General features: G+C 52.1%; 18 protein-coding genes. 12 read left to right on the plus strand and 6 right to left on the minus strand.

What is annotated here, in order from left to right:
* Nucleotides 1-857 precede the first annotated feature (857 nt).
* On the plus strand, nt 858-1,163 hold the full coding sequence (locus tag K0V07_RS04280) for a hypothetical protein (protein WP_220623303.1): 306 nt from the start codon (nt 858-860) through the stop codon (nt 1,161-1,163).
* A gap of 444 nt (nt 1,164-1,607) precedes the next feature.
* Here the strand turns inward: K0V07_RS04280 and K0V07_RS04285 are convergent, their stop codons facing one another.
* Nucleotides 1,608-2,651: a LacI family DNA-binding transcriptional regulator gene (locus K0V07_RS04285; RefSeq protein ID WP_220623304.1), complete on the minus strand. Its 1,044-nt coding sequence runs from the start codon at nt 2,649-2,651 to the stop codon at nt 1,608-1,610.
* A gap of 108 nt (nt 2,652-2,759) precedes the next feature.
* Between K0V07_RS04285 and K0V07_RS04290 the strand changes: the two genes are divergently transcribed.
* On the plus strand, nt 2,760-3,539 hold the full coding sequence (locus tag K0V07_RS04290) for a hypothetical protein (protein WP_220623305.1): 780 nt from the start codon (nt 2,760-2,762) through the stop codon (nt 3,537-3,539).
* A gap of 132 nt (nt 3,540-3,671) precedes the next feature.
* Nucleotides 3,672-4,868: a polysaccharide pyruvyl transferase family protein gene (locus K0V07_RS04295; protein WP_220623306.1), complete on the plus strand. Its 1,197-nt coding sequence runs from the start codon at nt 3,672-3,674 to the stop codon at nt 4,866-4,868.
* Here K0V07_RS04295 and K0V07_RS04300 read toward each other — a convergent pair.
* The gene (locus K0V07_RS04300; RefSeq protein WP_220623307.1) at nt 4,865-6,766 is read right to left on the minus strand and encodes a sialate O-acetylesterase; all 1,902 of its coding nucleotides are present in this window, start codon (nt 6,764-6,766) and stop codon (nt 4,865-4,867) included. The two genes, K0V07_RS04295 and K0V07_RS04300, sit on opposite strands and share 4 nt — an antisense overlap.
* 199 nt (nt 6,767-6,965) lie before the next feature.
* A complete protein-coding gene (locus K0V07_RS04305) occupies nt 6,966-9,554 on the minus strand; it encodes a hypothetical protein (RefSeq protein WP_220623308.1) in 2,589 nt (862 codons plus the stop codon).
* Nucleotides 9,555-9,709: 155 nt separating this feature from the next.
* On the opposite strand from K0V07_RS04305, the gene K0V07_RS04310 reads away from it, so the two are divergent.
* The 9 genes from K0V07_RS04310 to K0V07_RS04350 all read left to right on the plus strand — a co-directional run bounded on the left by K0V07_RS04310 (nt 9,710) and on the right by K0V07_RS04350 (nt 23,558).
* Nucleotides 9,710-10,756, plus strand: a complete 1,047-nt coding sequence (locus K0V07_RS04310; RefSeq protein WP_220623309.1) for a LacI family DNA-binding transcriptional regulator — start codon at nt 9,710-9,712, stop codon at nt 10,754-10,756.
* Between the two features lie 89 nt (nt 10,757-10,845).
* On the plus strand, nt 10,846-11,535 hold the full coding sequence (locus K0V07_RS04315; protein ID WP_220623310.1) for a prepilin-type N-terminal cleavage/methylation domain-containing protein: 690 nt from the start codon (nt 10,846-10,848) through the stop codon (nt 11,533-11,535).
* 11 nt (nt 11,536-11,546) lie between these two features.
* Nucleotides 11,547-12,404 (plus strand): hypothetical protein, encoded by an 858-nt coding sequence (locus K0V07_RS04320; RefSeq protein WP_220623311.1) that lies wholly within the window; start codon nt 11,547-11,549, stop codon nt 12,402-12,404.
* Nucleotides 12,405-12,554: 150 nt separating this feature from the next.
* On the plus strand, nt 12,555-15,533 hold the full coding sequence (locus K0V07_RS04325) for a sugar-binding domain-containing protein (RefSeq protein WP_220623312.1): 2,979 nt from the start codon (nt 12,555-12,557) through the stop codon (nt 15,531-15,533).
* Nucleotides 15,534-15,599: 66 nt separating this feature from the next.
* Nucleotides 15,600-17,876: a hypothetical protein gene (locus tag K0V07_RS04330; RefSeq protein WP_220623313.1), complete on the plus strand. Its 2,277-nt coding sequence runs from the start codon at nt 15,600-15,602 to the stop codon at nt 17,874-17,876.
* Between the two features lie 237 nt (nt 17,877-18,113).
* Nucleotides 18,114-18,830 (plus strand): hypothetical protein, encoded by a 717-nt coding sequence (locus K0V07_RS04335; protein WP_220623314.1) that lies wholly within the window; start codon nt 18,114-18,116, stop codon nt 18,828-18,830.
* Nucleotides 18,831-18,837: 7 nt separating this feature from the next.
* Complete coding sequence (locus K0V07_RS04340) at nt 18,838-20,316, plus strand: serine/threonine-protein kinase (RefSeq protein WP_220623315.1); 1,479 nt, start codon at nt 18,838-18,840, stop codon at nt 20,314-20,316.
* Nucleotides 20,317-20,497: 181 nt separating this feature from the next.
* Nucleotides 20,498-22,465 (plus strand): DUF5131 family protein, encoded by a 1,968-nt coding sequence (locus K0V07_RS04345; RefSeq protein WP_220623316.1) that lies wholly within the window; start codon nt 20,498-20,500, stop codon nt 22,463-22,465.
* A gap of 13 nt (nt 22,466-22,478) precedes the next feature.
* Nucleotides 22,479-23,558: a hypothetical protein gene (locus K0V07_RS04350; protein ID WP_220623317.1), complete on the plus strand. Its 1,080-nt coding sequence runs from the start codon at nt 22,479-22,481 to the stop codon at nt 23,556-23,558.
* Between the two features lie 241 nt (nt 23,559-23,799).
* On the opposite strand, the gene K0V07_RS04355 is transcribed toward K0V07_RS04350, so the two are convergent.
* Genes K0V07_RS04355 through K0V07_RS04365 form a run of 3 tightly spaced genes read right to left on the minus strand, consistent with a single transcriptional unit; the run spans nt 23,800 to nt 26,009 of the window.
* Nucleotides 23,800-24,357: a hypothetical protein gene (locus K0V07_RS04355; RefSeq protein WP_220623318.1), complete on the minus strand. Its 558-nt coding sequence runs from the start codon at nt 24,355-24,357 to the stop codon at nt 23,800-23,802.
* A gap of 28 nt (nt 24,358-24,385) precedes the next feature.
* Nucleotides 24,386-24,814 carry a hypothetical protein gene (locus K0V07_RS04360; protein WP_220623319.1) on the minus strand — a complete coding sequence of 143 codons (429 nt, stop codon included), beginning with the start codon at nt 24,812-24,814 and terminating at the stop codon, nt 24,386-24,388.
* Nucleotides 24,815-24,824: 10 nt separating this feature from the next.
* Nucleotides 24,825-26,009, minus strand: coding sequence for a hypothetical protein (locus K0V07_RS04365; RefSeq protein WP_220623320.1), 1,185 nt, complete (start codon nt 26,007-26,009; stop codon nt 24,825-24,827).
* Nucleotides 26,010-26,050 lie beyond the last annotated feature (41 nt).

Genomic DNA, 26,050 nt, shown 5'->3' on the forward strand with positions numbered 1-26,050 from the left:
TTGTTATGCTGTGTTTTGATGCGTGTTTTCGATTACTAATATTTAGCAAAAAATCATGCGCAAAATTCTACTAAGGTGTGAATTGCGGGCGATAAGTAGGAGTTGTTGACGCTTAATAGTAACTATTTTTCCCCGAAACAGGCCTTATTACTCTTATTGCTACTAAGGCTGACCTTATTGGGAATCGATTTTGAGAGGTGGTCCGACGAGGGGGTGGGGCGTTTTTTTTGAGGAGGGCTGAAATGTGTCCCCCCGGAGGGATATTCAGGTGTAAACCATGGTTGTCATTGAGGCTATGTTAAATGCCCACATTCAGAATCTGCTTGGATATTCGCAATTCGCGAATGGCATATGCCCTCATGAAGCCACAGGATGTCGTTGTAGCCTTGAGTATGTTTGTTTCCGGCATGCCCTCCAACTATGCTGACAAGGGCAAGAGTCTGGGGATGAGCGCATCGGAAGTACATGCGGCGGAGAAACGACTGTCAGCGGCTCGCTTGTTGGAACCGCAATCGCGAGCAATCAATCGCGAGGTCTTTATCAAATTTCTAGTGCACGGGGTTCCATACGCGTTCGCGGTTTCTCCAGCGGAGATTACGAGGGGATCCCGACAGCTTGGGCCGCTCCGGCGTTGCGTGAGCGGTTTGCCGCGAGCAATCAGATGCCTCCAGTGTGGCCAGAGCCGGAAGGGAATGTTCAGGGAAGCGCAGTCAAGCCGCTCTACCGGAGTGTTACTAAAGTTGCTCAGGCATACCCGGAGCTATACACGCTGTTGGCATTGGTTGACGCCTTGCGTATCGGTCGCGCCCGGCAAAGAAAAATGGCCGAGGAAGCATTGAAACAATATTTGAATCATCATGCCTCAGCTTAACATAAGTTCTCTGCGCGCCGTTTCCGAGCAGTTGGATCAGACTGGGTTGGATTATGCCTTTACGGGAGGTTCCATCGTCAACTTGCTTTTGGACGATCCTGAATTATCGCCTGCCCGCCCAACGGATGATGTCGATGTGATTGTCGAGATCGTCAGTGGTACGCGTTATTCCGATGTCGAGGCCGTTTTTAGGGAAAAAGGCTTTGAGCACGATATGCGGCAGGGAGCCCCGATGTGCTCCCGGAAAACAGGGAGGAGGTGCCCGAAGCGGCCTGAAAAAACCATTAGTTAACAACTTTTCTACCTTCGGAGATTGCGGAGAAAATCTTCAACTTTCCGGAGAGTGCCATGCTTGGGCAGCCAAGATTTCCTTTCGGAAACTCTCGGTGCTTCCGATTGACTCCAGAGACCCGAGACCACGTTTGTCTCGGGATTTTTTTAATCCCGCTGTCAGCAAAGACTTACGGGGTCGGGCTGCGCCGGTCCGCTCTCCCTCTCCCTGCCACCGGAGAAAACCGCTCGTTAAGCACATTTCCCCCCACCGGTCCCAAAATAGCCCTTTTTCTCCGTTTCTCCGCCAGGGACCCAAAATAAGTTAACAAGGCGTCAGCCTCGCCCCGAGCCTGACGGTTTCGGAAGTTAGTTTAGGGCAATATCGATTTCCGTAACTACAAAAAGTATTCTACATTGGATTTACCTGGATCGATCAGTCCATTGCCATACTGGGCTCTTTCATCTAATTACCAGTGGGATGTCTGAGGCTATGACCATCCACCCACTGTCCTTTTAGCAGAACTGTTTCAGGATACAATGGCAGCCCCATATTGTTGATGAAGAGTTCACGTACTACAAGATTGACGGCTGCTCTTCCCATTTGCTCGGGAGGCGAGTATATACCGGAAACATTTTTCAATCCGCGCGTTGACAACATTGCGTAGCCACACTCTTCGGGTACGGAGATACCGACTTCATGCAGCCAATTCTTGTAATCAATAATGCTAGCTACGATGCAATCCGGTCGCCATCGATGATACCATGCCAGAAATTTTTCTTTATCCAATAGTTTCTCACGTCCTGATACGAGAGGTAATCGACGGTTGTGTGGTTGGCTCTGCTGCCAGGCAAAAAATCGTCCACTAAAAGCATAAAGTGTTTCTGGGTCCAACCGTTTGTTAAGGGCTAGGCCGACCCGTTGGTAGCCTCTAGCAACCACTTGTTCGAGGCACTCGGCCATTCCAGAGGAATAATCCCAGGCAGAACGGTGAATATTTAGCTCTGGTGAATGATATGCTACCGAAACAAGGCAGTGATTTTCATAATCTAGTGTTGGGAATGGGCGCTCCAGATCTCCACCGGGCATAAGAATAACTCCGCGAATATTTCTCGCCCTTAGAATCCGTCTCAAGGCTACACTGCCGAGACCATCTGGTCCTACGGTAGGGAACTCTTGCAGTGCGAACCCCAACTCGCTGCAGCGGGCGACCATCCCGTTGTATAAATCCGAATAGAATATGTGAGGTTCACGCCAAGATTCCAGTTTCTCACCGAACTTAGTTAAAAGCGCAATTCCTTCCCGAGTTTGCGCTCGGGGGCCGCGACGCGTTGCCATGAGAGCTGAGACCATCGGATTACGACGGTAGCCGTGTTCTGCGGCAAGTTCTTGGATGCGTTTACGCGTTTCCGTTGAGACCTTGTGGCTGTTTCGCAAGGCAAGAGATACCGTCATTACGCTGCAATTAGCAATCTTAGCCAAATGCTTCATACTGGTAGCTTGCTGCATGTTTTACGATTAAACCTCTGTTCAGATTGAGTCAACGTGCAATCTTATTCACTCTTAAACCAACTCGTTAACCATGTTCACCAACACCTCGAAAATATGAGATTAGCCATGAATAAAATGCCCCAATTCCTGTCCTTAGCTGTGATTAGTGCCTTGCTCCCCATCAGCCTGCATGCCGTCAACCTGATTGAGGAAAACCCAACGCTCTACACGGACATTTCTCCGGTTGATGGGGCGGTCGAGGTGAGCTTCAATGCAACCAATTCTGCTACAATGGCTGAATTGGAAGCCCTTTCTGGTCTCGGTGTCATCTATAATTACTCGTTTACTGGGAACATTTCGGGCTCAAATAACTACATCATCGCGTTTGATGATAATGCCCGTCCCGATGTCCAGTTTACCTATGGTAAAAGTTATTCATCGAGCGTCGCCTTGGACAATAACGGGTTCAGCACCTCTAGCAGCACGGCTATGCGACTGCCGGGGGACTCGAATACATTTACCCTGCGCATCGATTTTGGTTCCTATGACTCCGAGAGTGATACCTTTACGGCAGGGGCGGGGGTGTCGGCCGTTGGCTTTACCTTGGCAGGCAACCGCTTTGATCAGGTTGACGGTGACATCGCGATAACTTATCTGGACGCATCGAATGAAATCCTGAGCACACAAACCATAACTTCGTCTTCGAGCAGCACGATAGCCGGGTTCTCTGGCTATATCAGTACCGAAAATAATATTAGTGCGGTTGTTATCTCCTACGCTGGCGGCGGATTGTTCGGTCTGGATGACGTTAGCTATACCTCGATCCCTGAGCCGAGTACCTCTAGTATGCTGCTTCCCGTCTTAATTCTGGCGTGTCTGGTAGCCTTGCGCCGTCGGAACGACTAGGCTCTGTAAACAGTAGCCCAAGTCTTCGTTAGTCATGCTTTCACCTAACTTAGTTGGTGGGCTGTCGTTCTATACCCATACACTTGGACCCATGTGGCAGGAATGCGCTTTGTAATCAAACCACATCTTTATATGGCAAAAATCATCCTTCGTTCATCCTGGCAAACCGTCAATATTGGAGATATCGGACACACACCGGGCATCTTGCAGTTGCTAACGAAGTATCTACCAGAGCATGAGATCGTACTATGGGCGAATGACCTGGATCACGGTGTTTACGAGATGCTTAGTGCCTCATTTACTGAGGTGAGTCTCTACGTGAGCGCGACCGACACCGAAGGACTACCCACGAATGCTGACTTACGGGGACACTGGGATACTGCGGACTTTTTCCTCCACGGATCTGGCCCCTATCTGGTTGCTCAGGATGCAGTGGACGGTTGGGTTCGACATGGCCGGGGACGTCCCTTTGGTGTTTATGGTATTTCGCTAGAAAGCCCAGACCCGCAAACCGTAGCGCTGTTATCCCAAGCACGTTTCGTCTTCTTTCGAGATAGTCAGTCTTTGGCGAATGCCCGCAATAGTGGTGTCGATTCGGAGTCCATGTTTTTTTCTCCAGATGCGACTTTCGCGGGCGTTAATCCTGATTTTTCTGCTGGCGATGCTTATCTGTATGACTACGGGCTGTACGATAAGCCTTTTCTGTGCGCTATTCCTCGTCTCCGCTACACTCCCTATTTCAAAATGCAAAACAGGCAGCCGACGCCTCGCGAGATTGAGAGAGAGGAGGTTAGCCTGGCTTTCCGCATGGTGGATCACCATAAGCTGCGTGGTGTCATTGAAAGCTGGATACAAGGAACCGGCAACTGGGCATTTATTTGTCCAGAAATGACCTACCAGATCGAACTAGGTAGATCCATGCTCTATGATCACTTGTCGGAGGGGATGCAGGCAGCGACGCTCTGTCGCGACACATTCTGGAATCCGGATGAGGCAGCAGCGATCTATGCGCGTTCCAGTGTTGTCGTTAGCTACGAGATGCATTCACCCATTCTTGCGCTGTCAGTTGGTACCCCGGCTATTTACTTGCGCCAGCCCACGGACACTTGCAAAGGACAGATGTGGAGAGATATTGGTTTATCGGATTGGATTTTAGAAATCGATGAATGTGACGAGAGGGATATCTCGGCTGCTGTTGATAAGATATGGTCAAAGCCGGAATGGGCTGAATCATACGTTAAGCTTGCCCAGGAACGGATCGCTGAACTGCAAGCACAGTCTATGAGCGTGCTCAGGCGAGAAGTGTCTCAGCTGCTTTCAAGATATTAGTAGCTGTTGGATAGGAGGGCCTGAAAGGGAACCATGGGAAGCCCTGCCTGGTTGTAGAGTGGTGTATCTGGGTTGTCGGCCCAGGCATAGCGGATTGCCGTCTGGTCGGATAGTTCATCCACCAGAAGGTGTATTGTCTCGCCATCGACTCTTGCTTTGGCCCAGACAAACTTGCCGTCTTGGTTTTTGACAGCAAAGCCGCCGGGGTCTTGCGTGCGACTGAGGAGGCCACCTTCGGCATGATTGAAGTGGAGGATAATCTCATTCCCCTTGCGTTCCATGTGCGAAAAGACCGGCCCGCTGTAGGTGATGTCATCCCGGCCGTAAGCTAGCGCCTGTGCGGCCAGAGAAAGGCGTGCTCCGACGTCCTGTTTGTTGGCGGGGTGGATATTCCCGGCCTCGCCAATGTCTATCGTAACGACTAATCCCGTATTTTTCTCAGTGGCAGCAGTCATCGCCTGTGCCTCACGAAGCTCTGCCCATTTGCTTTCACTTGGCTGGTTTTGATGAGGCCTGAAATTAGCCAACTGCACGATCAGGAAAGGGAAATCTTCGTGTCCCCAGCGATCACGCCAATCTGCAATGAGACTGGAGAGGAGCTTTTGGTATTGCTCCGGTCGGGAGGCGTTTGACTCTCCTTGATACCAGATGACGCCGCGTATCCCATAGGGAATCAGGGGGGCTATCATTTGATTATACAAGACTGATGGTGTGTTAGGCGGGTGATAATATTTTGGCTTTTTCGGGAGGGCGTATTGGATTTTCATTTTCCATGACCCGGCCAAGGGAATGCGTTCGCCTAAGGGATAATTGGCTGTAGTTAAAAACATATCATTGGATACACTCCCCCAGAGTCCACCTTCTCCACTGGTATCTATGATTCGAATGGCAATGATGTTTGCGCCGGCTTTAACAATCTGTCCAGGGATGCTGTATGTGCGAGGTATATTCCAATAATCAACCACGCCGCCTCTCGCTCGTCCATCAGACCCAACCTCCCGACCATTAAACCATGTGATGTCGATTTCATCGACCGGCCCCAGGTTGAGTATTAGATCATGTCCAGCCCACTTTTCTGGCAAGTTTACCGTTTTGCGCATCCAGACGATCCCATCTAAGTCCTTGTAGCCGGCCTTCTCCCATGGCTGTGGTGTCAGTAGAATATCCCATTTGGAATCATCATATTTTGGGTTTGCCCAATTTGAAGCTGCATCCTTGTCGCTTTCCAACTCATACATAAGTTGGCGGGCTTTTAGATATTTTCTGTAATCCACATAAAAGCGTGTTAGATCGCTATTGGGATCGTTGCTGGCTTGCTCCAGTGTCGCTATTGTCTCTCTAAACTCAGGGAAATTAGCATATAGCGCCTCACCGCTAATCCATGCTTCAGCTATCGTCCCTCCCCAGTTTGAGCTAATGAGCCCAACAGGACAGTCTAGCTGATCCAAGAGGTCGCGTCCGAAGAAATAAGCGACTGCAGAGAAGTAGCGAACTGTCTGTGGTGTACAGCGCTCCCACTGCCCATGAAGCTGCGTCTGCGGGGTATAGGCTAGCTCGTTTTCAACATCAAAATAGCGTAGTAGAGGCTGTTCACCGGCGAGTGTCTCGATGTTTGCGTTTGCGACTTTGTTTACTCGCCACTCCATATTTGATTGCCCCCCGCAGAGCCACACCTCGCCGACAAGCACATCCTCAAAAACAATTTCTTCGCCGGAGGTATTACAAATTTTTACCTCACTGCCTTCCTTGCATGCCGACAGGGGAGGTAGGTAGGCCTTCCAGTGGCCATTCTGGTCAACCAGGACTGTCGTTGATTTACCGTGAAATGACACTTGAACACTCTCTCCCGGAGTATCCCAACCCCATACCGAGATTTCGCGCTCTCGTTGAAGAATCATGTGAGAACCGAAAATGGCAGGGAGTTTTAATTCCGCACGGACTAACGGGGTGACCGCAAGAGCCAACGCTGCCGTTATGAATGAGCATTTGAGACAGCGTTTGAGTATGCACATTCCATGTGTTTTCAGATTGTTAAAATACACTCTTAAAGGTGGCGTACTGTTTGTGTCGGGATTTAGATGAGTGCATGGACTCTGTCTAATCCTGATCAGTGAATAGATGTAAGGTGCTGTCTCCTGTCGGGATAAAATATTGGACGTAATTTTTCAGTGGCAAAGAGCCATTGATGAATTGGCCATTGTGAGTTCCCGTTTCGTCAATAATGAGTCCATCAATTAAGATATCCTGATGGACTACTGTATCAGCCTTTTGACTCCAGCCAGCCAGCACTATGTTGTCGTCTTTGTCGGCGAAGGCAAACAGGTTAATGCCCTGCTCTGGGTTACTAAGATCTTCAATTATTCGCTTGGTGTTCAGCAGCCTATCAAACGTAGCTGTCATCACCCCTAGAATCAACGGTCGTCCCGCATACCCGAATACCATGCGGTGGGCATCGTGGCCCGGGTAGCTTTTGGGGGCAGCAGCATAGAGATAATAGCGATCAATCCCGGCGGCAGCTCCACTGATAATGCTTTTGATTTGTGTTTGGCTGGTTTGATAGCCCTCCGTGCCCTCCTTCACCCCTTGGGGGGATAGGCAGGATTCGCTATCCCATACCGGAACGATTATGCCTTCATCTAGCATCGTATCGTCAAGCGAGTCCAAGATGCGACTGTAAGCACTCGTGCCATTTGCCCCAGCGAGCGAAGCCCCGTAGAAATGCATGGATAAGGCGTCGCAGTAATCAAGGACGCCGAACTCAATTATCTCTTGCAAAAATTGACTAGTAGTAGCAGCCCCGGCGATGATCTTAATGTTCGGATCGATGGATTTGATTTCTTCGTAGGCTACTTTTACCAGTTCGACATATACCTCCGCTTTACTGCGTTGTTCCTGCGGTGACAGGTTAAAGAAAATGTGATCAGGCTCGTTCCATATTTCCCATTCACGGATTTCGTCTTGATAGTGTACGACGATGGTTCGCACGTAATTGCGCCATGCTTCCATGTCTGTGGGGGCATAGCTGCCCCATCCCAGCCAGTCGCGATCAGCTTTCAAGACATCGTCGGGTGCAGAAGATGCATATTTTGCGGTGCCATCGAGCATGCCCAGTACAGTCATGTCGTTTGCTAGAATAGCATCCACAATGTCATCCGGCATCTGCCAGTTGCCTTTGGTTGGCTCAACAAACCACCACTTGGTAATTAACGGAGGGTGCGTCCTCACGGAGCGGAATCCCAAAAGCCGACCCAGTGCTAGTTTGTTATCATGATTTAGGAATATGTCCCGGACTCCCCCCTCTGGACTCTTACGGGTTGAGGCAATATCGAAATTATGGCTCCCCATGTAGGGCGGATATTCAGTCTCTACATTTTCCAACGCGGGTAGCTTGGGCAGTATGCCAAGCTCGTAAGGCAAGGATCTTACGGCGTCTCCGTCAATATACAGACTAAAACTGTACCAACCGACATCCAAGTTGCCACAGTCAATGATTGATCCCGGTGTACCATCGGGGAGATTGCCCATGTTTACGTCGAGTCGTTTGACAAGTACACCGCGTTGGTTGGTGATATGAACTTGGGCTGTTTGCACTTTGGCGGGCGTGTTGGCAACGCGTGTCGTCAAGACAATCGGTTCTCCTACGGTTAGGTAATGATCTTTACGCTCTGCGGGAAGTATAACCTCAAATGAAGCGCGTGGGGTTATCCTTGGCTCATTATTTTGTATACTGATGTCATCGAGCTGCGCTGTGTCCGCCGTTGATTTTAGGCGCAGCCAATAGCGATTGTCTTCAATCAATGCACCGCGATCAGGAGGGGTGGGGTTATAGGAGGTGATCCAAGTTCCATCAGTGGTGTTTACTCGCCATTCAGCGACATTCTCGGCATCCGACAAACGGTATAGACACAAAATGAGTCCCCGTGGATCCCCGTTTGCTTCGACCGATATCTGATAGTTTGATCCGTATTGGAGGGAAAAACCTTCTTCGGTGGTCAGTGATGAGCCTTTCGGCATTGTTACTATTGTTTGAGTGCCAGCGTAGTTCGGTGAAATATTGCCAGTGGGGACCCATCCACTCATTCCTAGCGCAAAGTCATGATTTAACAGGATTTCTCTGCTTTCGTCTTGGGGAGTCTCAGGCAGGATAAAATCATCGGCTTCTGTCACGCGTAAGGAACGCACTTCAATCTGGCCGACACCCTGTATTTTCAGAAAGAAGGCGGCTGTCTTCAGGTAGTCGAGGTCACTATCTACTACTCGTGCCTGCATGCGCCAAGTCGTCCATGACTCGGATGGCGTCCACCCGATATGACCGTAATCGTGCCAAGGGTGAGGCTCCATGCGGAATTGTGCGGTGATAGTTTCAATCTGACCGATACACCGAGCCTCCATCTCGACGGTGTATACTTTGCTGCTCACCATCCCTCTGACCGGGTAAAAGAACTGGGATGAACCGTTTATGCCGATACTTAGGAAACGCCCATCGTCTTCGTTGCTTTCGATGTTGAAGGTGGTTTCTGTCCCCATCCACGCGCTATTGTCCTTCCAGCGTATAGGTACATCATCCTGCTCGTAGTTGACGTTTACCAGGGTATTTTCGGCCTGCTCGCTGCTTTGCGAGGAGCAACTGGAACAAAAACAAAGTATTAATAGGGAGAAGGAAAGAGATCGTGTGGTATTTATCATAGAAATGTTTTCTTCGGGGTGGATTGAGATGCGTTTCTCTTCGCTACGATCATTATTTTGACTTTTCCCTTTGACGAGTCTGGACTGGTTCAATCAGTTGAAAAATCTTCCATGCAGATGTTATTCTGCGTCGCTTATAGTCAAGGTACAGCAAGATGAAAAATCGAGTGACCCTAAAGCAAGTAGCCCAAGAGGCTGGCGTGCATTTATCCACCGCATCTTTGGCAATGCGTTCTGACCCTCGTCTGCGTCCAGAAACCCGTCAACGCGTTCAGGATATTGCCAAACGCATGGGCTATGCCCCCGATGCGATGATGAGTGCCCTGGCAGCCTACCGAAGCTCTACTCGTCCTACTCACTGTCATGGGGAGCTCGCTTATTTGACCGATTATCCAAGTAATGAAAAGCACCCTTCGATGCAGGCATTTCAAGATTTCGCCCAGAAAAGAGCCGCCGATCTCGGCTATACGTTAGTTGAGTTTCCGGTTGAAAATCGTGCTATTACACCGCGACGTCTTATGGGAATTTGGAAGCAACGCTCTATCCGCGGAATACTGATAGGTCCATGGTCTGAGTCTGGAACTCTAACCGGTTTTGACTGGACCGATTTTGTCGTTGTTGCCTATGGCCATTCTACAGTGATTCCTGGTGTCAATCGTAGCAGCTCTGACCAATTCGAGAATATGCTCTGGCACCTAAATGCCTTACGCTCGTGCGGCTATCGACGTATAGGTCTGCATCTGCATCATATGACGAATATTCGCTCAGGCAGAAAATACCTCGCAGCTTACTTATGCGATCAATATAATCATCCTCAGAAGACAGCCCCCAAAATTCTGCACGAAGTAGCGCCGACTCCGAGTCAATTGCGTCAATGGATTGATTCAAACCGGTTGGACTGTGTTATTTCTCATATTGAATATTTACCCGTTCTGAGGGAACTGGGATATCGTATTCCGGATGAACTTGGATTCTCGTTGATTAGTAAATCTTCGGCCTCCTCGCCCTCGATGCCAGAGGTGGCGGGTCTGGATGAGCGAGCCGACTTATTGGCTGCCTCGGCAATAGATTTTCTAGTCTCTCTGATTCACCAAGATTACCGAGGGCTCCACCAAAACCCACGCAACTACAGCTTGTTATGCGACTACCACTTTGGGGATACGGTCAGACGCCCTACGACTACCACCATTAAGGAATTTTAAGCGTATGAGGTAGATGTTGTAGAAGGCTTTCAACTGATTGAATAAATCTTTCGTTGCTGCGTGACTCGGCTTGTTTAAGTTTTGGCCTCATGTTAACCCCAAACGGCGATTCTTCGCATGGCACACCCCTCCCTGCCTTCTCGTTGATAGAGTTGCTCGCTGCGATATCGGTGATAGCCATTATTGCGGCAATTTTGGTCCCGATTATCAATAGCGTTCAGCGTCGTTCTTATGTCACTCAGTCAGTCAACAATCTCCGCCAACTCCAACTCGCAAACCTAACCTACGCGAGCGATCATGGTGGCGAGTATGTGCCACTCTCGACAGTAAATGACAACGGATCCATTTCAGGACAATGGATGTACAATCGCGATTTTGGGGCCTATCTGAATTGCCCGAAGCCCGGCTACACGGACAAGACTTGGCTTCCTGTCGCGATTTCGGGCTTTCCCGCGACCCCGATTCCCGATTATCCGGGAATTCGTACGATAGGATATAATGGGAGCGATTTTGACGGCAAAGATCTGAAATCCTTCCGTACTTCGGAAATCAACTATCCAGAACGTTTGATCGCATTCGCCGAGGCAATTGACTGGCAAGTCAAGTATGGATCGAGGCATCGCTGGACAGCAGAATCTGATGAAGGAAAGAAAACCTATGGTGCGATTGCCTATCGCAATGGCGGAAACTGTATCGCCGTCATGTATAGTGGAGTCGTTACCCAATTTTCAGAGGTAGAAGCTGATGATCTCTTTCTTTGGTTCAATCAACCCCAATAAAGCAAAATACCATGAATAAAATAATCCATGCATTCACACTGGCTATTCTGCCGATAGTATCAGTCAACGCGGCTACCGTATTCAATTACGGACCATCAACTGAGTATGTAACGAATGATGCCGGTTATTCAAGAAATGTTAACAGTTCTGGAAGCGGTACTAGCGGCGACCCCTATGTCTATGAAAAGCCGTTTAGCGATACTAGCGAATTGAGTCCGGCATCCTCATATACGGGACCACAATTCTTCGGCGGATATGTCCTGACGAGTACGGATATTGCCACTGGGTACAACCGTCAACAAGTGCGCACAACGACAGGGAATCCTACGCTGGATCGAATGGTGCTGCAGTTTGACAACATAGATTATACCGGAACCACACTTTCGTTTGCTGGCGTTTACATCTTCAAGCAGGATCAGTTCAACCCTGGCTATACTTCAGGGGCTGTATCCATTGATGGTTTCTACAGTATTGATTCCCAATGCTTTTCCGGGCTTAACTGCGATGCGCGATGGGTTGTTGAGATAGATGATGTATATTATGTTAACAATTCAGTTTTCTCACTGAACGGAACTCGAGAATTGACTGGAGAAAATCTGCAGAATGCGCTGTGGGCAGTCTATGATCCTGCGACTAGTCTGAATTTTGACCAATCAAGCGCGGTGTTCTCGTCGCTTGCTCTCGATAATGTCGCAGCCGTTGGTCTTTATTTTGAAAAAGATTCATTTACGGTTACTGGTACTCAGGCTCCGACATTGATGATTGGTAATATTCAGGTCACCGGAACCATCCCGGAATCATCTTCATCGGCAATCCTCATGGGGTTATTCGTTATGATCGCAGTTTTCTACAGAATGAAGCGCAGGTAATGCACGTCACTTGATCGAGTAGGCTACGCTTTTGACTATTTAAAAATAATTCTGCGTTTCGATAATTTACTTATGCGACTTGGTTTTACTAACCAAGTCGCATGGTTTGTGCATGATTAATTACAACGCATACATGCTTAATAAGTTCACGTGAACCATACAAAATCATCTATCGAATGCAATGATGTCTTTGCCCAAATCGGGGCGCATCAGGCTGAGAGCAAAATCGCTCTTATCGAGCCAAGCCCCGCACCTTTGCCTGACTGCGTACTCCCGATAAGCGCGAGTGTACCGACGTGTACGCCGGTCGAACCAGTCGATGATAGTTGTTTTCGACGTGAGTTGGAGGCACTGAAGAAGCAATTCCAGCCATTTACTCAACAGCAAGGTGCTGCTCAGGTGTCGCTTCGCCAGCGAGTCGAAATCAAGCAGGCGCGACGGCGATCACAGGATGGTGATTGGGAGTCCATAAGTATACCGCATTATGGAGGTCCCATGGGACGGGCCCTGTTCATCTATGAGATGCAGGCAGAACTGTCTGCTGCCATGTTTAAAGCAGGGCGCGTATTTTTGTGTTTCCGGGGCGTGGATTACATAGCGGAGGTATACGTAAACAATTCTTTTGTTGGAACCCATGAAGGTTTCTTTGACGCCTTTGAATACGATGTCACGGACAAGGTCCACCCCGGCCAAAATGATCTGCGTGTGATTGTGCGTAACGATGCGATCATGGGGGGCAACAATTCCTGGGGAATGCCGATTGACGGAGATAAGATCTATGCTGCCACCGGGCCGGGATGGGATGAGCCTGGCCTTGGCTGGCATCACTGCCCTCCGGGGATGGGCATCTGGCAGCCTGTATATATTGAGTCGCGTGCGCCCCTGCATTTCGGTGACTCGTGGGTACAGCCTAACCTAAGCAACGGTACTGCCAAGCTCCATGTTCTGCTCGAAAATGCGGGAAATGAGAATACTCCTTTCCGCCTCGAAGGTGAGATGATGGGGTGGAACTTTAAAGAGTATTCTCGCCCGTTAGCAATGGCCACACCGGCACCGGCTGGGCCAGGAACAAACTGGTACAGTCTTGAGATCCCAATGCCGGATTGCCGCACGTGGTCACCGGAAACACCTTGGCTCTACGAGTGTCGCCTTCGTCTTTTTTTCGAGGATGGGCATGAACTCGACAGACAGGCTGTCCGCTTCGGAATGCGCAGTTTTGTCATCGATGAAGCCCCACCTGTTGCCGGACGTATCTTCTTGAATGACAAAGAAATTCGGCTGCGCGGTGCCAACACGATGGGGCACGAGCAGCAGTGCGTGCTGCATGATGACATGGATCAGCTCTACGAAGATATTCTTATCGCTAAGCATTGTGGTTTGAACTTTCTCCGCCTGACCCAGCGCCCCGTGCAGAAAGAAATCTATGAGGCATGCGACGAACTCGGCATGATGGTTCAATCCGATTTGCCGGTATTTACCTATATTCGGCGTAGCAAGGTATCCGAATCTCTCCGTCAAAGTGCAGCCATGGAGCGGCTTGTTCGCACGCATCCTTGCTGCGTGCTTGTTAGTTTCATTAATGAGCCGTTTCCGCTCTCATGGGGTGACCGTCGGCACCGAAGTTTGGACCGTCGAGAGCTAGAGCTGTTTCTGGAGGCTGCATCCCTGGCTGTACGCCTAGAGAATCCGGATCGACAAATCAAACCGATCGACGGCGACTACGACCCTCCTGGGCCTGGTATACCGGATAATCATTGTTATACTACTTGGTATTGCGGACATGAGATTGATCTCGGTCGTTTGCACAAGGGCTATTGGAGGCCTGTCAAACCGGGCTGGCAATATGCCTGTGGCGAGTTTGGCGCTGAAGGGTTGGATTTTCCCGATTTAATGAACCGCCGCTATCCTGATAGCTGGTTACCCCGCAATGAGGACGACAAACGTGCATGGACGCCGAACCGCGTCGCGCGGGCCCAAACCGGGAGAATGCACTCGCTCTGGATGGACCCACAAGAATCACTCGAAGCATGGGTCGAGGCCAGCCAAGCTCATCAGAGTTGGGCTGTGCGTTTCATGACGAGGGCATTTCGTCGGGACTCACGAATGGTTTCATTCGCCATCCATCTACTGATAGATGCGTTTCCGGCAGGCTGGATGAAAACGCTACTTGATTGCGAACGCCGTCCTAAGCCAGCCTACTTTGCCTTCCGTGAGGCACTTGCGCCTTACCTGGCCGACATTCGAATAGACCGATGGGGTTGGTGGAGTGGCGAAGATTTTCATGCTGAGCTATGGGTATGCAATGACAAGTTTCAGCCTTTGGAGGCGGCTCGTATTCGCTACGGCCTGCAAATCGATGGGGTCACCACCGCTGGAGGACAATCCGACGCATGGGCGTCTGAAGGGCAATCGCACTGTCTGGGCATTTTTTGCGTTAAACTGCCTGATGCCCGCGTGCGAAAAGATGCGTGTATCTGGTTAGAGCTTATTTCCTCGGACGGAAAGTTGCTCAGTCGCACCGAAGAGAAAATTACGATTTTTCCTCTGTTGAATGAGCCTGTCTTAACCATATCGGGGACGGGGACTAACGTGGATAGTTTGGTTGATGATTTGGGGGCGACTTGGGTGCCACAGGAGGACACGAATGTCTGGATACATGAAAATCCAGATGATGTTACGTCTGATATTTTATCTAGGGTCGAGCAAGGTGGTACTCTGGTACTGCTCAACTTGCCGGAGGGAGATTACGAGATTGTAGGTGAAAGCTTTTGTATCGAGAAAGCTGGTTATGCCCCACGCCATTTTGTATCTCGTGCTACTGGTCATCCTCTGGTAGCGGGTTTTGAAGCGCGTGATTTCAGTCTTTGGCACGACAGTAGTTTGGATATGATTAGCCCATTGGCTGAGACACTGATGCTCGCTGAAGGTTGGGAAGCTGTCTTGAAAACCGATCAGTGTGACTGGGGTCGGAAGCCCGAGCCAGCCTTTATTTGTGCGGAAAAACGCTATGGGAAAGGATGTATCCGTGTATGTCAATTGCGCCTTAAGGGATCACTGGTGACAAACCCGGTCGCTAGACTGTTCGCTATGCGGCTTATTGGAAATAGTGATTCTATAGCTCATGCATAGTTACTTCTCGGCCATTCTCTATCGGATTGTCTTGTTATGCATATCATAGACTGGCTTATTGTCCTTATGCCCGTTTCGCTAGTTTTATTTCTAGCTGTTTACAGTCGGAAATACGTACGCGGGGTGGTGGACTTTTTGGCGGCGGGTCGCGTGGCCGGACGTTACGTGATCTCAGCCGGGGACCTGACTGCTGGGCTGAGTGTGATCACGCTGGTGGCGTTAGTTGAATCCAAATATCAGGTCGGCTATGCGTTAACGTTCTGGGAGTACCTGACGGTGCCGGTGGGTGTGATCATGGGACTGACCGGATACTGCGTATACCGCTTCCGCGAGACACGCTCGCTCTCCATCGGACAGTTTCTGGAGATGCGCTATTGCCGCTCGTTCCGTATCGTGGCGGCGACCATCCGCACGGTCGCTGAGATGGTGACCAACGCCATCGGTCCGGCGGTGGCGGCCAACTTCTTCATCTACTTTCTGGGGTTGCCGCACCGGGTGATGCTTTTCGGGGTCAACCTGCCGACCTTCGGGCTGGTTGTGGCTTTATCGCTGTGTCTTTGTATGGTGGTGATCTGGCCGGGCGGACGCATCTCGTTGCTTATCTCCGACGCCTTTCAGGGGCTGATGAGCTACCCGATTTTTGTCATTATAGCCGGATACATCTTTTTGCACTTTGGCTGGAGCGACACGATCGGGCCGGTCATGATGGACCGGGTAGACGGTGAGAGCTTCATCAACCCCTTCGACATCGAAAAGCTGCGCGACTTCAATATTTTCGCGCTGTTTGTGACGATTCTGGGCAGCGTTCTGAACCGCGCCAGCTGGATCGGCAACGACACCAGCGGCAGTGGCCGGACCCCTCATGAGCAAAAAATGGCGGGCATCCTGGGAACGTGGCGGGTGCTCTACGCGCAGCTCATGATGCTGCTGGTGGCTGTGATGCTGATTGCGCTGATGACGCACCGCAAGTACGCGGAGCAGACGCACGAGATCCGTCAGGAGCTGACGGCAAAGGTTGCGCAGGAGGCCGTGTCGGACCCGATCTTGCGCGAGCAGCTCAACTCCAGCCTGGCACAAATTCCGATCCAGGGCCACGAGATCGGCGAGGATGCGCCGCTCTCGCGTGAGGACAACATCGACACCCCGTACATCGAGACCGCTCGTCAAACGCTGACCGGCACCCCGGAGGGCAACCTCGAGTTCCAAAAATTCCGCACTCTTTACCAACAGATGATGCTGCCGGTGGCCCTGAAAAACATCCTGCCGGTCGGGCTGATGGGCTTGTTCTGCCTGCTGATGATCATGCTGCTGATCTCGACCGACGACTCGCGCGTGTTCAACGCCTCCTCGACCATCGTGCAGGACATCATCATGCCGTTCCGCAAGACGTCCTTCGCGCCCAGGCAGCACCTGCGTGTGCTGCGTTTTACGTCGCTGGGGGTCTGCGTGTTTTTCTTTTTTGTATCCATTTTTTTCGTACAGCTGGACTACATCCAGATGTTCCTGGTCATCATGACCGGGCTGTGGCTGGGCGGGGCCGGGCCGATCATGATCTTCGGGCTCTACAGCCGCTTCGGTAATTCTGTGGGCGCCTTTGGGGCGCTGATCTTTGGCTCCGGGTTTTCGCTGGCCGGGCTCATCCTCCAGCGCAACTGGGCCGAGACGGTCTACCCCTGGCTTGTCTCGCAAGGCTGGGCCGTGCCGGTCGGGCATTTTCTGGAAACGGTTTCGCACCCGTTCAGCCCCTACATCGCCTGGCAGATGGACCCGGTGAAGTTCCCCATCAACTCCTACGAGCTGTACTTTATGGCCATGATCAGCGGGATCGCCGCCTACGTCATCGGCTCGGCCCTGACACAAAAGAAGCCCTACAACCTCGACCGTCTGCTGCACCGAGGCGTCTACGATGTGGCCGGCGAGTACAAGCCCCCTTTCAAGTGGAGCCTGCACAGTGCCCTTCAGAAACTGATCGGCATTACGCCGGAGTATACCTTGGGCGACAAAATCATCGCCTGGTCGGTCTTCGGCTACGCGATTGTTTACAAGTTCGGGCTGTGCTTCGGGGCCGTGCTGGTCTGGAATCTCATCTCCCCCTGGCCGACGCAGTGGTGGAGTACGTACTTCCTCATCACGAGCCTCTGGGTCACCGCCGTGCTTGGGGTTATTTCCACCGTGTGGTTCCTCATCGGCGGCGTCATCGACATCCGTAAACTCTTCCGCGACCTCGCCGCCCGCATTGATGATCCCCTCGACAACGGCATGGTCGAGGGTCACGTTTCCCTCGCCGACAAAGCCGCCTTCGAGGCAAAAGGGGCACCCGTGGACGACAATGATGAGCAGTAGTGGTAGGTCCCCTCTTTTTCGGTTTTATCCGGTCCAGTGGTGCCGAATAGCGGCTTTTCCCTTTATTCATGGGCGTTCAGGGGCGATTGGATACTTCCCGCAATGTCAACCATGGTTGACACCCAACCCTCCGCATTGGTCGGATTACGGACTTTTTAGGGTGTTTTTTCATGGACCACGGGAAATAACCAAATAGAGATAAGGGAGTTTTCGTATCTTTATGACCCCCTGATAGCGATGAATAGCACGCGCAGTGATATCCCCGAGACGACCCGTACGACGGTCGATATCCTGCTTGGCCCGGATAATCCCAGACGTCAGGCCCGTGTTGCTGAAATCGCCGCGATCTATCAGCCGGTTTTAAGAGGGGTTGCCGCCAGCTTTTTGCTCAAGCATGCGGGCAATGGCGATGGCTTATCAGAGGTGGAGGACCTTGCTGGCAATGAAGTCCTGTTGATGCTGGACCCCGGGCGGGACTATTTCTCGACGTATGACCCGATACGTGGACGGCTGAGGCATTGGATCAAGAGCAGGATCCGCCGTCATGTGCTCGACCACTGGCGTAAGCGCAGGAAGCTGGTGGCGTCCGAACTGGACGAGGAGCACATGCACTCGGAGTCGCAAATCGTCCAGTGCATCGATGAGCTTGAGGTGAACGAAGTCTTTCGTTTGGCCATGCGTCTGACCGCCGAGCACTATGCCGAGCTGGGTCAGTCCGAGCGCTATGAGGCCTATAAGGAACTGAAGTCCGGACAGGAGCGTTCGTCCGGCGTGCAGGCGATGGGCGAGTGGGAGATGCGCACCATCAAGAGCGAGGTGGCCTCCTACATCCGTCAGCAGGCTCTCTGGCGGGCAGCCTTGACGGTGTCCGACAACCCGGAGGATGTGTACGAGCTGGCCGGGGCAGTCTGGGACCGGGCCAAGAACAAGAAAACCCTCGATCTGGATTTTTAAGGGTGTCATGGATTTTTCCGACGACGAGTTGAAGGGCCTGATCGCAGGAGACGGCGGTGCTTTTGACCCCGGAGAGATTATCGGCAATAACTTCGAGGTCCTGGAGTTTATCAAGGAGGGAGCGGACGCGGAGGTGTACCGCGTCAGGAACCTGACAGACGGGCAGGAGTATGCGGCCAAGGTGCCGAAGGATGCGAATGCCTATGGGCAGTTCGAGCACGAGATCGAGTTGTATAATATTTTGAGTCGTCGGCATCGTTCGGAGCACTTGGTGCGGGTGCACCCCTCGATCGACCACCATGGCTGCCCGGTCTTCATTATGGAGTATTTGCACGGTCATACCTTGGCCGAGCGTATTCAGTCCGGGAAGGCGCTTCGCCCGCGGGAGATCGTCAAGATCATCAAAGATATCCTCAGTGGGCTGTCCGAGCTGCACCGCTCAGGGATTATCCACTGCGACGTCAACCCGAACAATGTCATGATCACGCAGCACGGGGCCGTGTTGTTCGATCTGAGCGCGGGCGTCCTAAGCGAGAAGGTCGGTGGGCGTACGCCCAGACGCGGGACCAAGGGCTACATGCCGCCGGATGAATACCTTTCCTATGCCTGGGATGTTTATTCGGTCGGCGTGATTTACTATCAGCTGATGCTCGGAGATTACCCGGCCTGGACGCGACCGGTCGGTGTGCAGGACGAGACGACCAAATCGCTGACGATACCAGAGAAGTTCGGGCGCTACCTGGGGGCGCGTCCGATCGTGGAAAAGGCCCTGCAGCTGGACCCGGATAAGCGCTACCGCAATGCCACGCAGATGCTCGCTCAAATGCGCAACCCGGTCCACAGCCAGCGTTTGTTTGAGGGGATGAATATTTTTAAACGCCGCCACCCACTGTCGTTCTGTGTATTGGGCTTCGTGCTTGTGATCGTTGTGCTGGCTGGTGTTGGGGGCTATCTTTGGTCTACTGGACGAGCCGAGAAACTCAGGGATACCTACTCGCTGAACCTGACCCATCAGGACCATGCCCTCGGATGGTGCTTTCTGTCGAGTGAGGCCTGGGACCTGCACAAGCAGATACAGACGCAACAAAGCGCAATGGATTCACAAGACGGGGCCATCGTAGCAATCGACGAGGTGTTGCTGCGTCTGAAGGATGATGGCAGTAAGCAGTATACGCTCACGCTTGAGTTTTCTTCGTTAGCCAGTGGCAGGTCAGAGGCGGTGGAATTTCCGTTGGAGTGGTCGGAGGTCCAGGGCGGCTACTGCCTGGACCTGAAAGATGCCAGAGTGGTTAAGGGGATCACCCCGAAAACCCGCGTGCTTATCAAATTGAAACGTCACCGGCGTTTGTGGTTGGATAAGGAGTACGCGGCCCCTGAGCGGGCTTTCCAGAGACTTCAGCCTACCCCGAATGGGTGGGTGAGCTGGGAGGACGATGGTACGTCCTTCAGCCTGAGAGTTGGCGGCAGCTACCTGTCCGCGAACTGAGTTTTGCCCCCGGATCGAGATCGATCGGAGAGGGTATTGCTGTGTTTAGGCCTGTGTCCATGCTGGATTTGCGGGGCCGTGCTGTCTTTGCATTTTGAATGCGGGGTAGGGGGATGAGCCTGCCCTAAAAACTTTTTTTCAAAAAAATCCCTCAGGGTGCGGGTGCTCATGCGTAACGGGTATGAAGGGTCGAAACAACTTCGGCCTAAAACTCAAAAATATAAGAAAAACCATGAGTAAAGAAACTCATCCGACCTGGTGCGACAGCACCGCGAATCCCATGATGGGCGGCAAACACAGTGAACTGTTTGCTCCCGCCGACACGATCCTCGATAGCATCGACAAGGTCGTTCATGCCCAGTGTGGCGACTGGACGGAAGGCCAGGCCCGCGAGCTCTACGCAGAGCTGATTAACGAAGCCTACGATGCGATCGAAGCGCCCAGCGAGCATCACAGCAAAGCACTCACCACCACGAACCTCTACCACCTTCGCAAGAAATTTATCGCGAAGGTGAAAGCCGATTACGGGAAGCATTCTTCCGCTGCTGCCCATCGGGCAATTGAGGAGCGGATCACTAGCCATGCTGCCATGCAGCATTTCAAGAAGGGCTACAGCCTGGTAAATCCGGAACGTAAGCCGAAGAAGGGATATGCTCCCACCTTTGAGAGCGTGACCAAATTCAATGGCAGGGGCCGTAAGGCTGCTGCCCTGTCAGACCTGCTTGGCTGTCGCTCGGCAAATGAAGCATGGAAAGTACCGCTCGCCCGCATCATCTGCATCGGTGACCTCGGAGATGCCTTCAGCGATGAGGCGAATTTCGAGTTTCTCGAAGCAGAAATGAAGCAGGCAATCCGTAGTGAAGCAGGCCAGAAACACCTCTGGGTCTGGTCAACCATGTGCCCCGATGTGATGGGCAAGTTCGCTGAACGCATTGGCGGTTTTTTTACCAATGTCTGTGTGATGACGACGCTCACCCGTGTCGACGAAGTCAATCTGAAGCGCTTGGATGATCTCAAGGCCGTCAACGCAGCCATGCGGGCACTATGCCTCATGCCCGCAGCCGAGATTGAGATGGATAAGCTGAATCTCGATAGCATCGACTGGGTCATCCTCGAAGGGGAAAGCAAGCACGGCAAATATCCTCGTGCCTTGACGGTTGAGTGGGTGGAAAAGCTGCGTGCGCACTGTCAGGAGCAGGGCGTGGCTTTCTACCTGCAGCAACTGGGCGGCAATCCATCACAAAACGGCATGACGCTCGGGCTGAAGGACGGGGACGGTGCGGACTGGGACGAATGGTCCTCCACGCTACGTGTGCGCGAATTCCCGCAGGCCTTCCATGAGTTCCGAAAAGAGGAGTTGGATAGTCCGGGCACGGAGTATCCCGACCGGAGTAAGGGGCGTCCGAATACGTCCACCTTGCCCGCTCTGCCTATGGATAAGCTCAATGAAGCCGAGCGCGAGGAGCTGGAGCAGTGCGAGGAATGTATTCAGCGTGGAAAGCATGTATTCGAGAAAGTCGGCTATGCGCTGCTGAAGATCAAGAACGACCGACTCTACCGCGAAAAATACAAAAGCTTCCAGGAGTACTGCGAACTGAAGCATGGGTTCTCGCGTCAATACGGTTACTTGGTAGCCAATGCCGTTGCAGCAAAGGAAATTATCTCTCCGAAGCTTGCCGCGCGTGGTCTGCCGTTAATCGAAACGGAGCGAGGCTTGAGGCTCTTCGGTGGCCTCAAAGGCAGTGCCTATGATGAGGTGATCGATATCGTTGCGGAGGAAATCGGTGAGGAAAAGGCATCCATTCCTTACCCGATTATCGAAAAGGCGGTCAAAACCATCAAGCAGAAGTCCAAGAAGCCGAAGGGGCCTGAACTCGATGATTCTATGGAGGACAAGGCACCGGTGAACGATGCTGTGATGCTCGGTACCGATCTGATGATCGATGAGGATGACACGCCACCGATAAGGCTGAGCAAGCCGATATTCCGGGGATTTCTCCCTCAATCGACCAGCGATAAGTGTACTTCGTCAGGCGAGGGACTCGCTGCCAAACTGCGGCGAGCTGTATCAATGGCAGAAAAAGGTGATCTGACTCAGGTCTACGAGGTTTTGGAAGCGATCCTGAAAGAAAAGGAAGTCAGGTCCTGAACGATAACTCACAATGGCCCGTCAGGCGTGGAAATATGCCTGGCGGGCAACCTTTAACAAAAAAAACATGAACTACACATCACCTTATTCCTACAACTTCAAGGAGTTGATCCGTCAGCGAAAACGATATGCCAAGGCTCTGGTTTCATTATGTGCAACGCTTCCTGGACCGAACAAGGGGTTATACACACTGATCATTCGGGACCTGATTTATCACTTTGACCGTACCGCAGCAGGCTATTGCCGATCCTCTATCAAGCATGACGGTAGACTCTGGAATGCGGATAACTACGAGGTCCTGACGAAGCGGTATAATAGGAAACTCAAAAAGCCTGTCAGCGTAAAGACCGTGAAGCGGTACCATGCTGACATGAAGAAAAATGGGCTGCTCTATACCTCTCGCTACATTTTTCGTGGCAAGAATACCCTGCATCGAAGCATTAATATCCCGGTTATGGAGGAGGTGCTTCTGAGCGTGGATCGAGCAATTCGCCTGCGCAACGATAAAGCGTTGCAAGAGCACGAATATGACGAACTGAGGTCTATGGTTGATGAAGCGAAACGCAAAGACATATGCCGCGAGAAATATGGCGTTGTCCCGTTTACCTATCAGACGAACGGTGAAATCGATCAGATTGTGGAATCCACGATCGAATTTGGCCACCTGTTGTTCAACCTGGGGCGGCTTACCGACACGGCGAAACGACCGACGCAGCGAGCTCGGGCCAGAATCAGGCGATTGGTTGAGCTTCGCATTCTCGGCCCTCAGTTTCTTGTTTGTTTGCGAGCCGCAATAGACCATGGGGAGTTCGAGAACGAAAAGTCTATCATCACGCACCGTTTTTGGCCAAATTGGCTGGAGACTTTTTACCCCGAAGAAGGAGAGGAGTCTATTGAGGATGGCCTTGCCGCTTCCTGGTTCCAGTTTGATGGTGCAGAGGATTCGACATGGATGACGCCCAGCATGCGGTACAACTTTCGGCGATGCCATGGGTTGTTCTGCGGGTATCTGGATAGTGTGAGGTACGCTGAAAGTACCAAAAAACTTGTTCAGGAAGCTACGGAGAGTACGGGTGAAAACGAGATTGTGTAATGTCCCTGATCCTTCCGGATTTGTCCCTGGGAAGCCATATTTTTTCCTCAAGGCTGTCCCTAAGGAATGTCCCCAATATTACTGAATGTGTTACTGAATTGAATATACTGAATATGTCCTGAATTCTTATCTGAACAATATAAAGAGAAAGAGACCTCACCTTACTGGTGAGGTCTTTCTATGTCTTTTATATTTAGCTAAACACGTAGATCCATGTCGTCCATGCTTGTCGTTCGACAGATCATCCATCGGCAGTGTGCCGGTACCGTACTCCATCGAACATATAAACATGCTGAGAGTGGGGGATTCCTGTGTTCAGGGTTTGATGTCCTTCCTCGTTCACAAACTCCAGGGAACCATCACCGTCAAAGTCCCAAAAGTAATACACCTCTCCAGTCCCCTCTATCGGGGGCAGTTCTTTAGGCCCATCCGCTTGCAGGATAAAGACACGCATCACCCAGGCAGGGGAACCCGACACGGGAAAGGTTTTTACGCTCTCCAGAACAGCCAAGGCCGGGACCCCATCTACAGGTATCGGTTCCCAGGGTTTCAGGGGACTGAAGATCGACATAGGCTCATAGGGCAGTTCCAGGCAGGTGTCCGCGCCCAACCTCTTTGCATACCTTGGCCGAATCGTTAGGGGCACCTGATCCTCCAGGGAGATTTGGATCTCTGTGACATACCCTTCAGCGTCTTTTTGCAGGTTCATCTCATGCCCACTGGCAGTCGGTGTTGCCATGCCACTTAGGAAGCACGTCAAGAAGGCCACCAGGAGGGCGCTGGGGAGCGTTTTAATCATCGAAGGTTAGGTGGGTTGCTTGCCGCATTTAAAGAGGCTGAGAGGGCGTTTGGGCGTTGGGCTTCTTGGGGCACAGGTTGATCCCGTTTCCCAGGCGGATCGGAATGACCCGTATCGGCAGTTCGAAGCTCTGCACGACCTGTTGCAGACGCGTCAGATATTTTTCCTGATCAGGCTTTTCGATGACCAGGATGATGGCGGCTTGTCGTCCGGTTTGAGCAGCGTAGTTCAGGCTCTGCCCGATGGCCTCGGTCCACTTGTCAGCAAAGTCCACCTCGATGGCATAGGTATCGGTCAGGATGTCACAGCGGGTGTCGTTGGGGAGGGCGACCTCTGTCTGGCCGTTCAACTGCGTAGCCGCACGTACCTGATAAAACGCCTCCGAGTGTTCACGCGCTGCCTCCAGGGACGATACACTGATGCCTGCCAGCCCGCCCACCAGCAGGAGACGGAGCACTCTGCCCGCGCTAACTGGACTCGGTCGGCTCATCCTCTGCCTTGGCGGGTATCGTGTGCTGTTGTTTGTAGGCGTTGATGACCTGCATGCGCCGTTGGTTCAGCTTCGCCCTCTGTTCGCACCGGTCGATCCGTTGCAGGGTGTCATCGCGCCACTCCAGCTTTTTAGCGGCAACCTCCTGCATGATCGGAAAAGTGCGCTGCGAGCCATCGGCCATCATGATGGGGTCCGAACGTCCTGCGTAGACCAGATTCCGTTCTGCCCACCCGGGGGTATAAAACACCGTCTCTTGCGTCCTGATGAAGACCAGCTGCTCTCCGACCTCGACTAGGTAGGCCCTCCAGCCATCGCCCGTGATTTCCTGATCGATCGATATTTGGCTCAGGTAAAACCGTACCTTTTCTCCGAACTCCTCCTCGCGCTCCTTCAGCATTTCCTGCAAGCCCTTTCCGTACTTTTCGTAGGTCATAGAGGGCATGCCCGTCGTTGTCATCAGGCCCTCTTTGTCGTCCTGAACATAGGCATACGCGTTGTCGTAGGCGATAGAGGACTCGTTTTTAGGCATCATGGTGAGTCCAGGGATTGACGGGAGTCTGTCCCATTGAGCGAACACGCTTTGGTAAATGGTTTCCTGGGTATCCACGGACAGTGCTGACAGGGCAATCCGGTAGTACCGGTCGCCGCTGCGGTAGATGATCGCGTCCAACCCATCGAGCATCACCACGCAGCCCTCGATGCTTTGCCCGGCGGCATTTTCGAGGGTCATGGGATCGGTTAAGCCCTGTCGGTGTCGCAGCGAGTCTAGACGTCCTTGCAGGTCTTTGACCGCGTTGAGCACGCGCTCGTTTTGCTCCAGCTCACGACGAGATTTTCTCAGTAGTTGCTCCCCTCGGGCCCGTATGTCTGCCTTGCTCAGTGACCGCCCGCTGACAAAGCTTCTCATGTCGCCGGTATTGCTCATGCTTTGGGCCTCTTCGATTTTGTCCATCAGTTGCGCGTTGCGGAGCTCCAGGCGCGTCAGCAGCGAGGACCACACCGACGGATCGTCCAGGCTGTAGTTGCGGCACCATGACGCGAAGGTCGGGTCCTGCTTCAGCAGGATAAAGAGGTCGTCGCGCTCATAGCCTGATTTGTTCAAGGTCTCGTTGATGGAGAACGCGTCCGGCCCGCCGAAAGCCAGAGGGGGCACGCACATAATCAGAAGTGCACACAGGGCCAAGTGTACGAGACCTTTAA

This window comes from Ruficoccus sp. ZRK36 (assembly GCF_019603315.1).
Classification (GTDB): domain Bacteria; phylum Verrucomicrobiota; class Verrucomicrobiia; order Opitutales; family Cerasicoccaceae; genus Ruficoccus.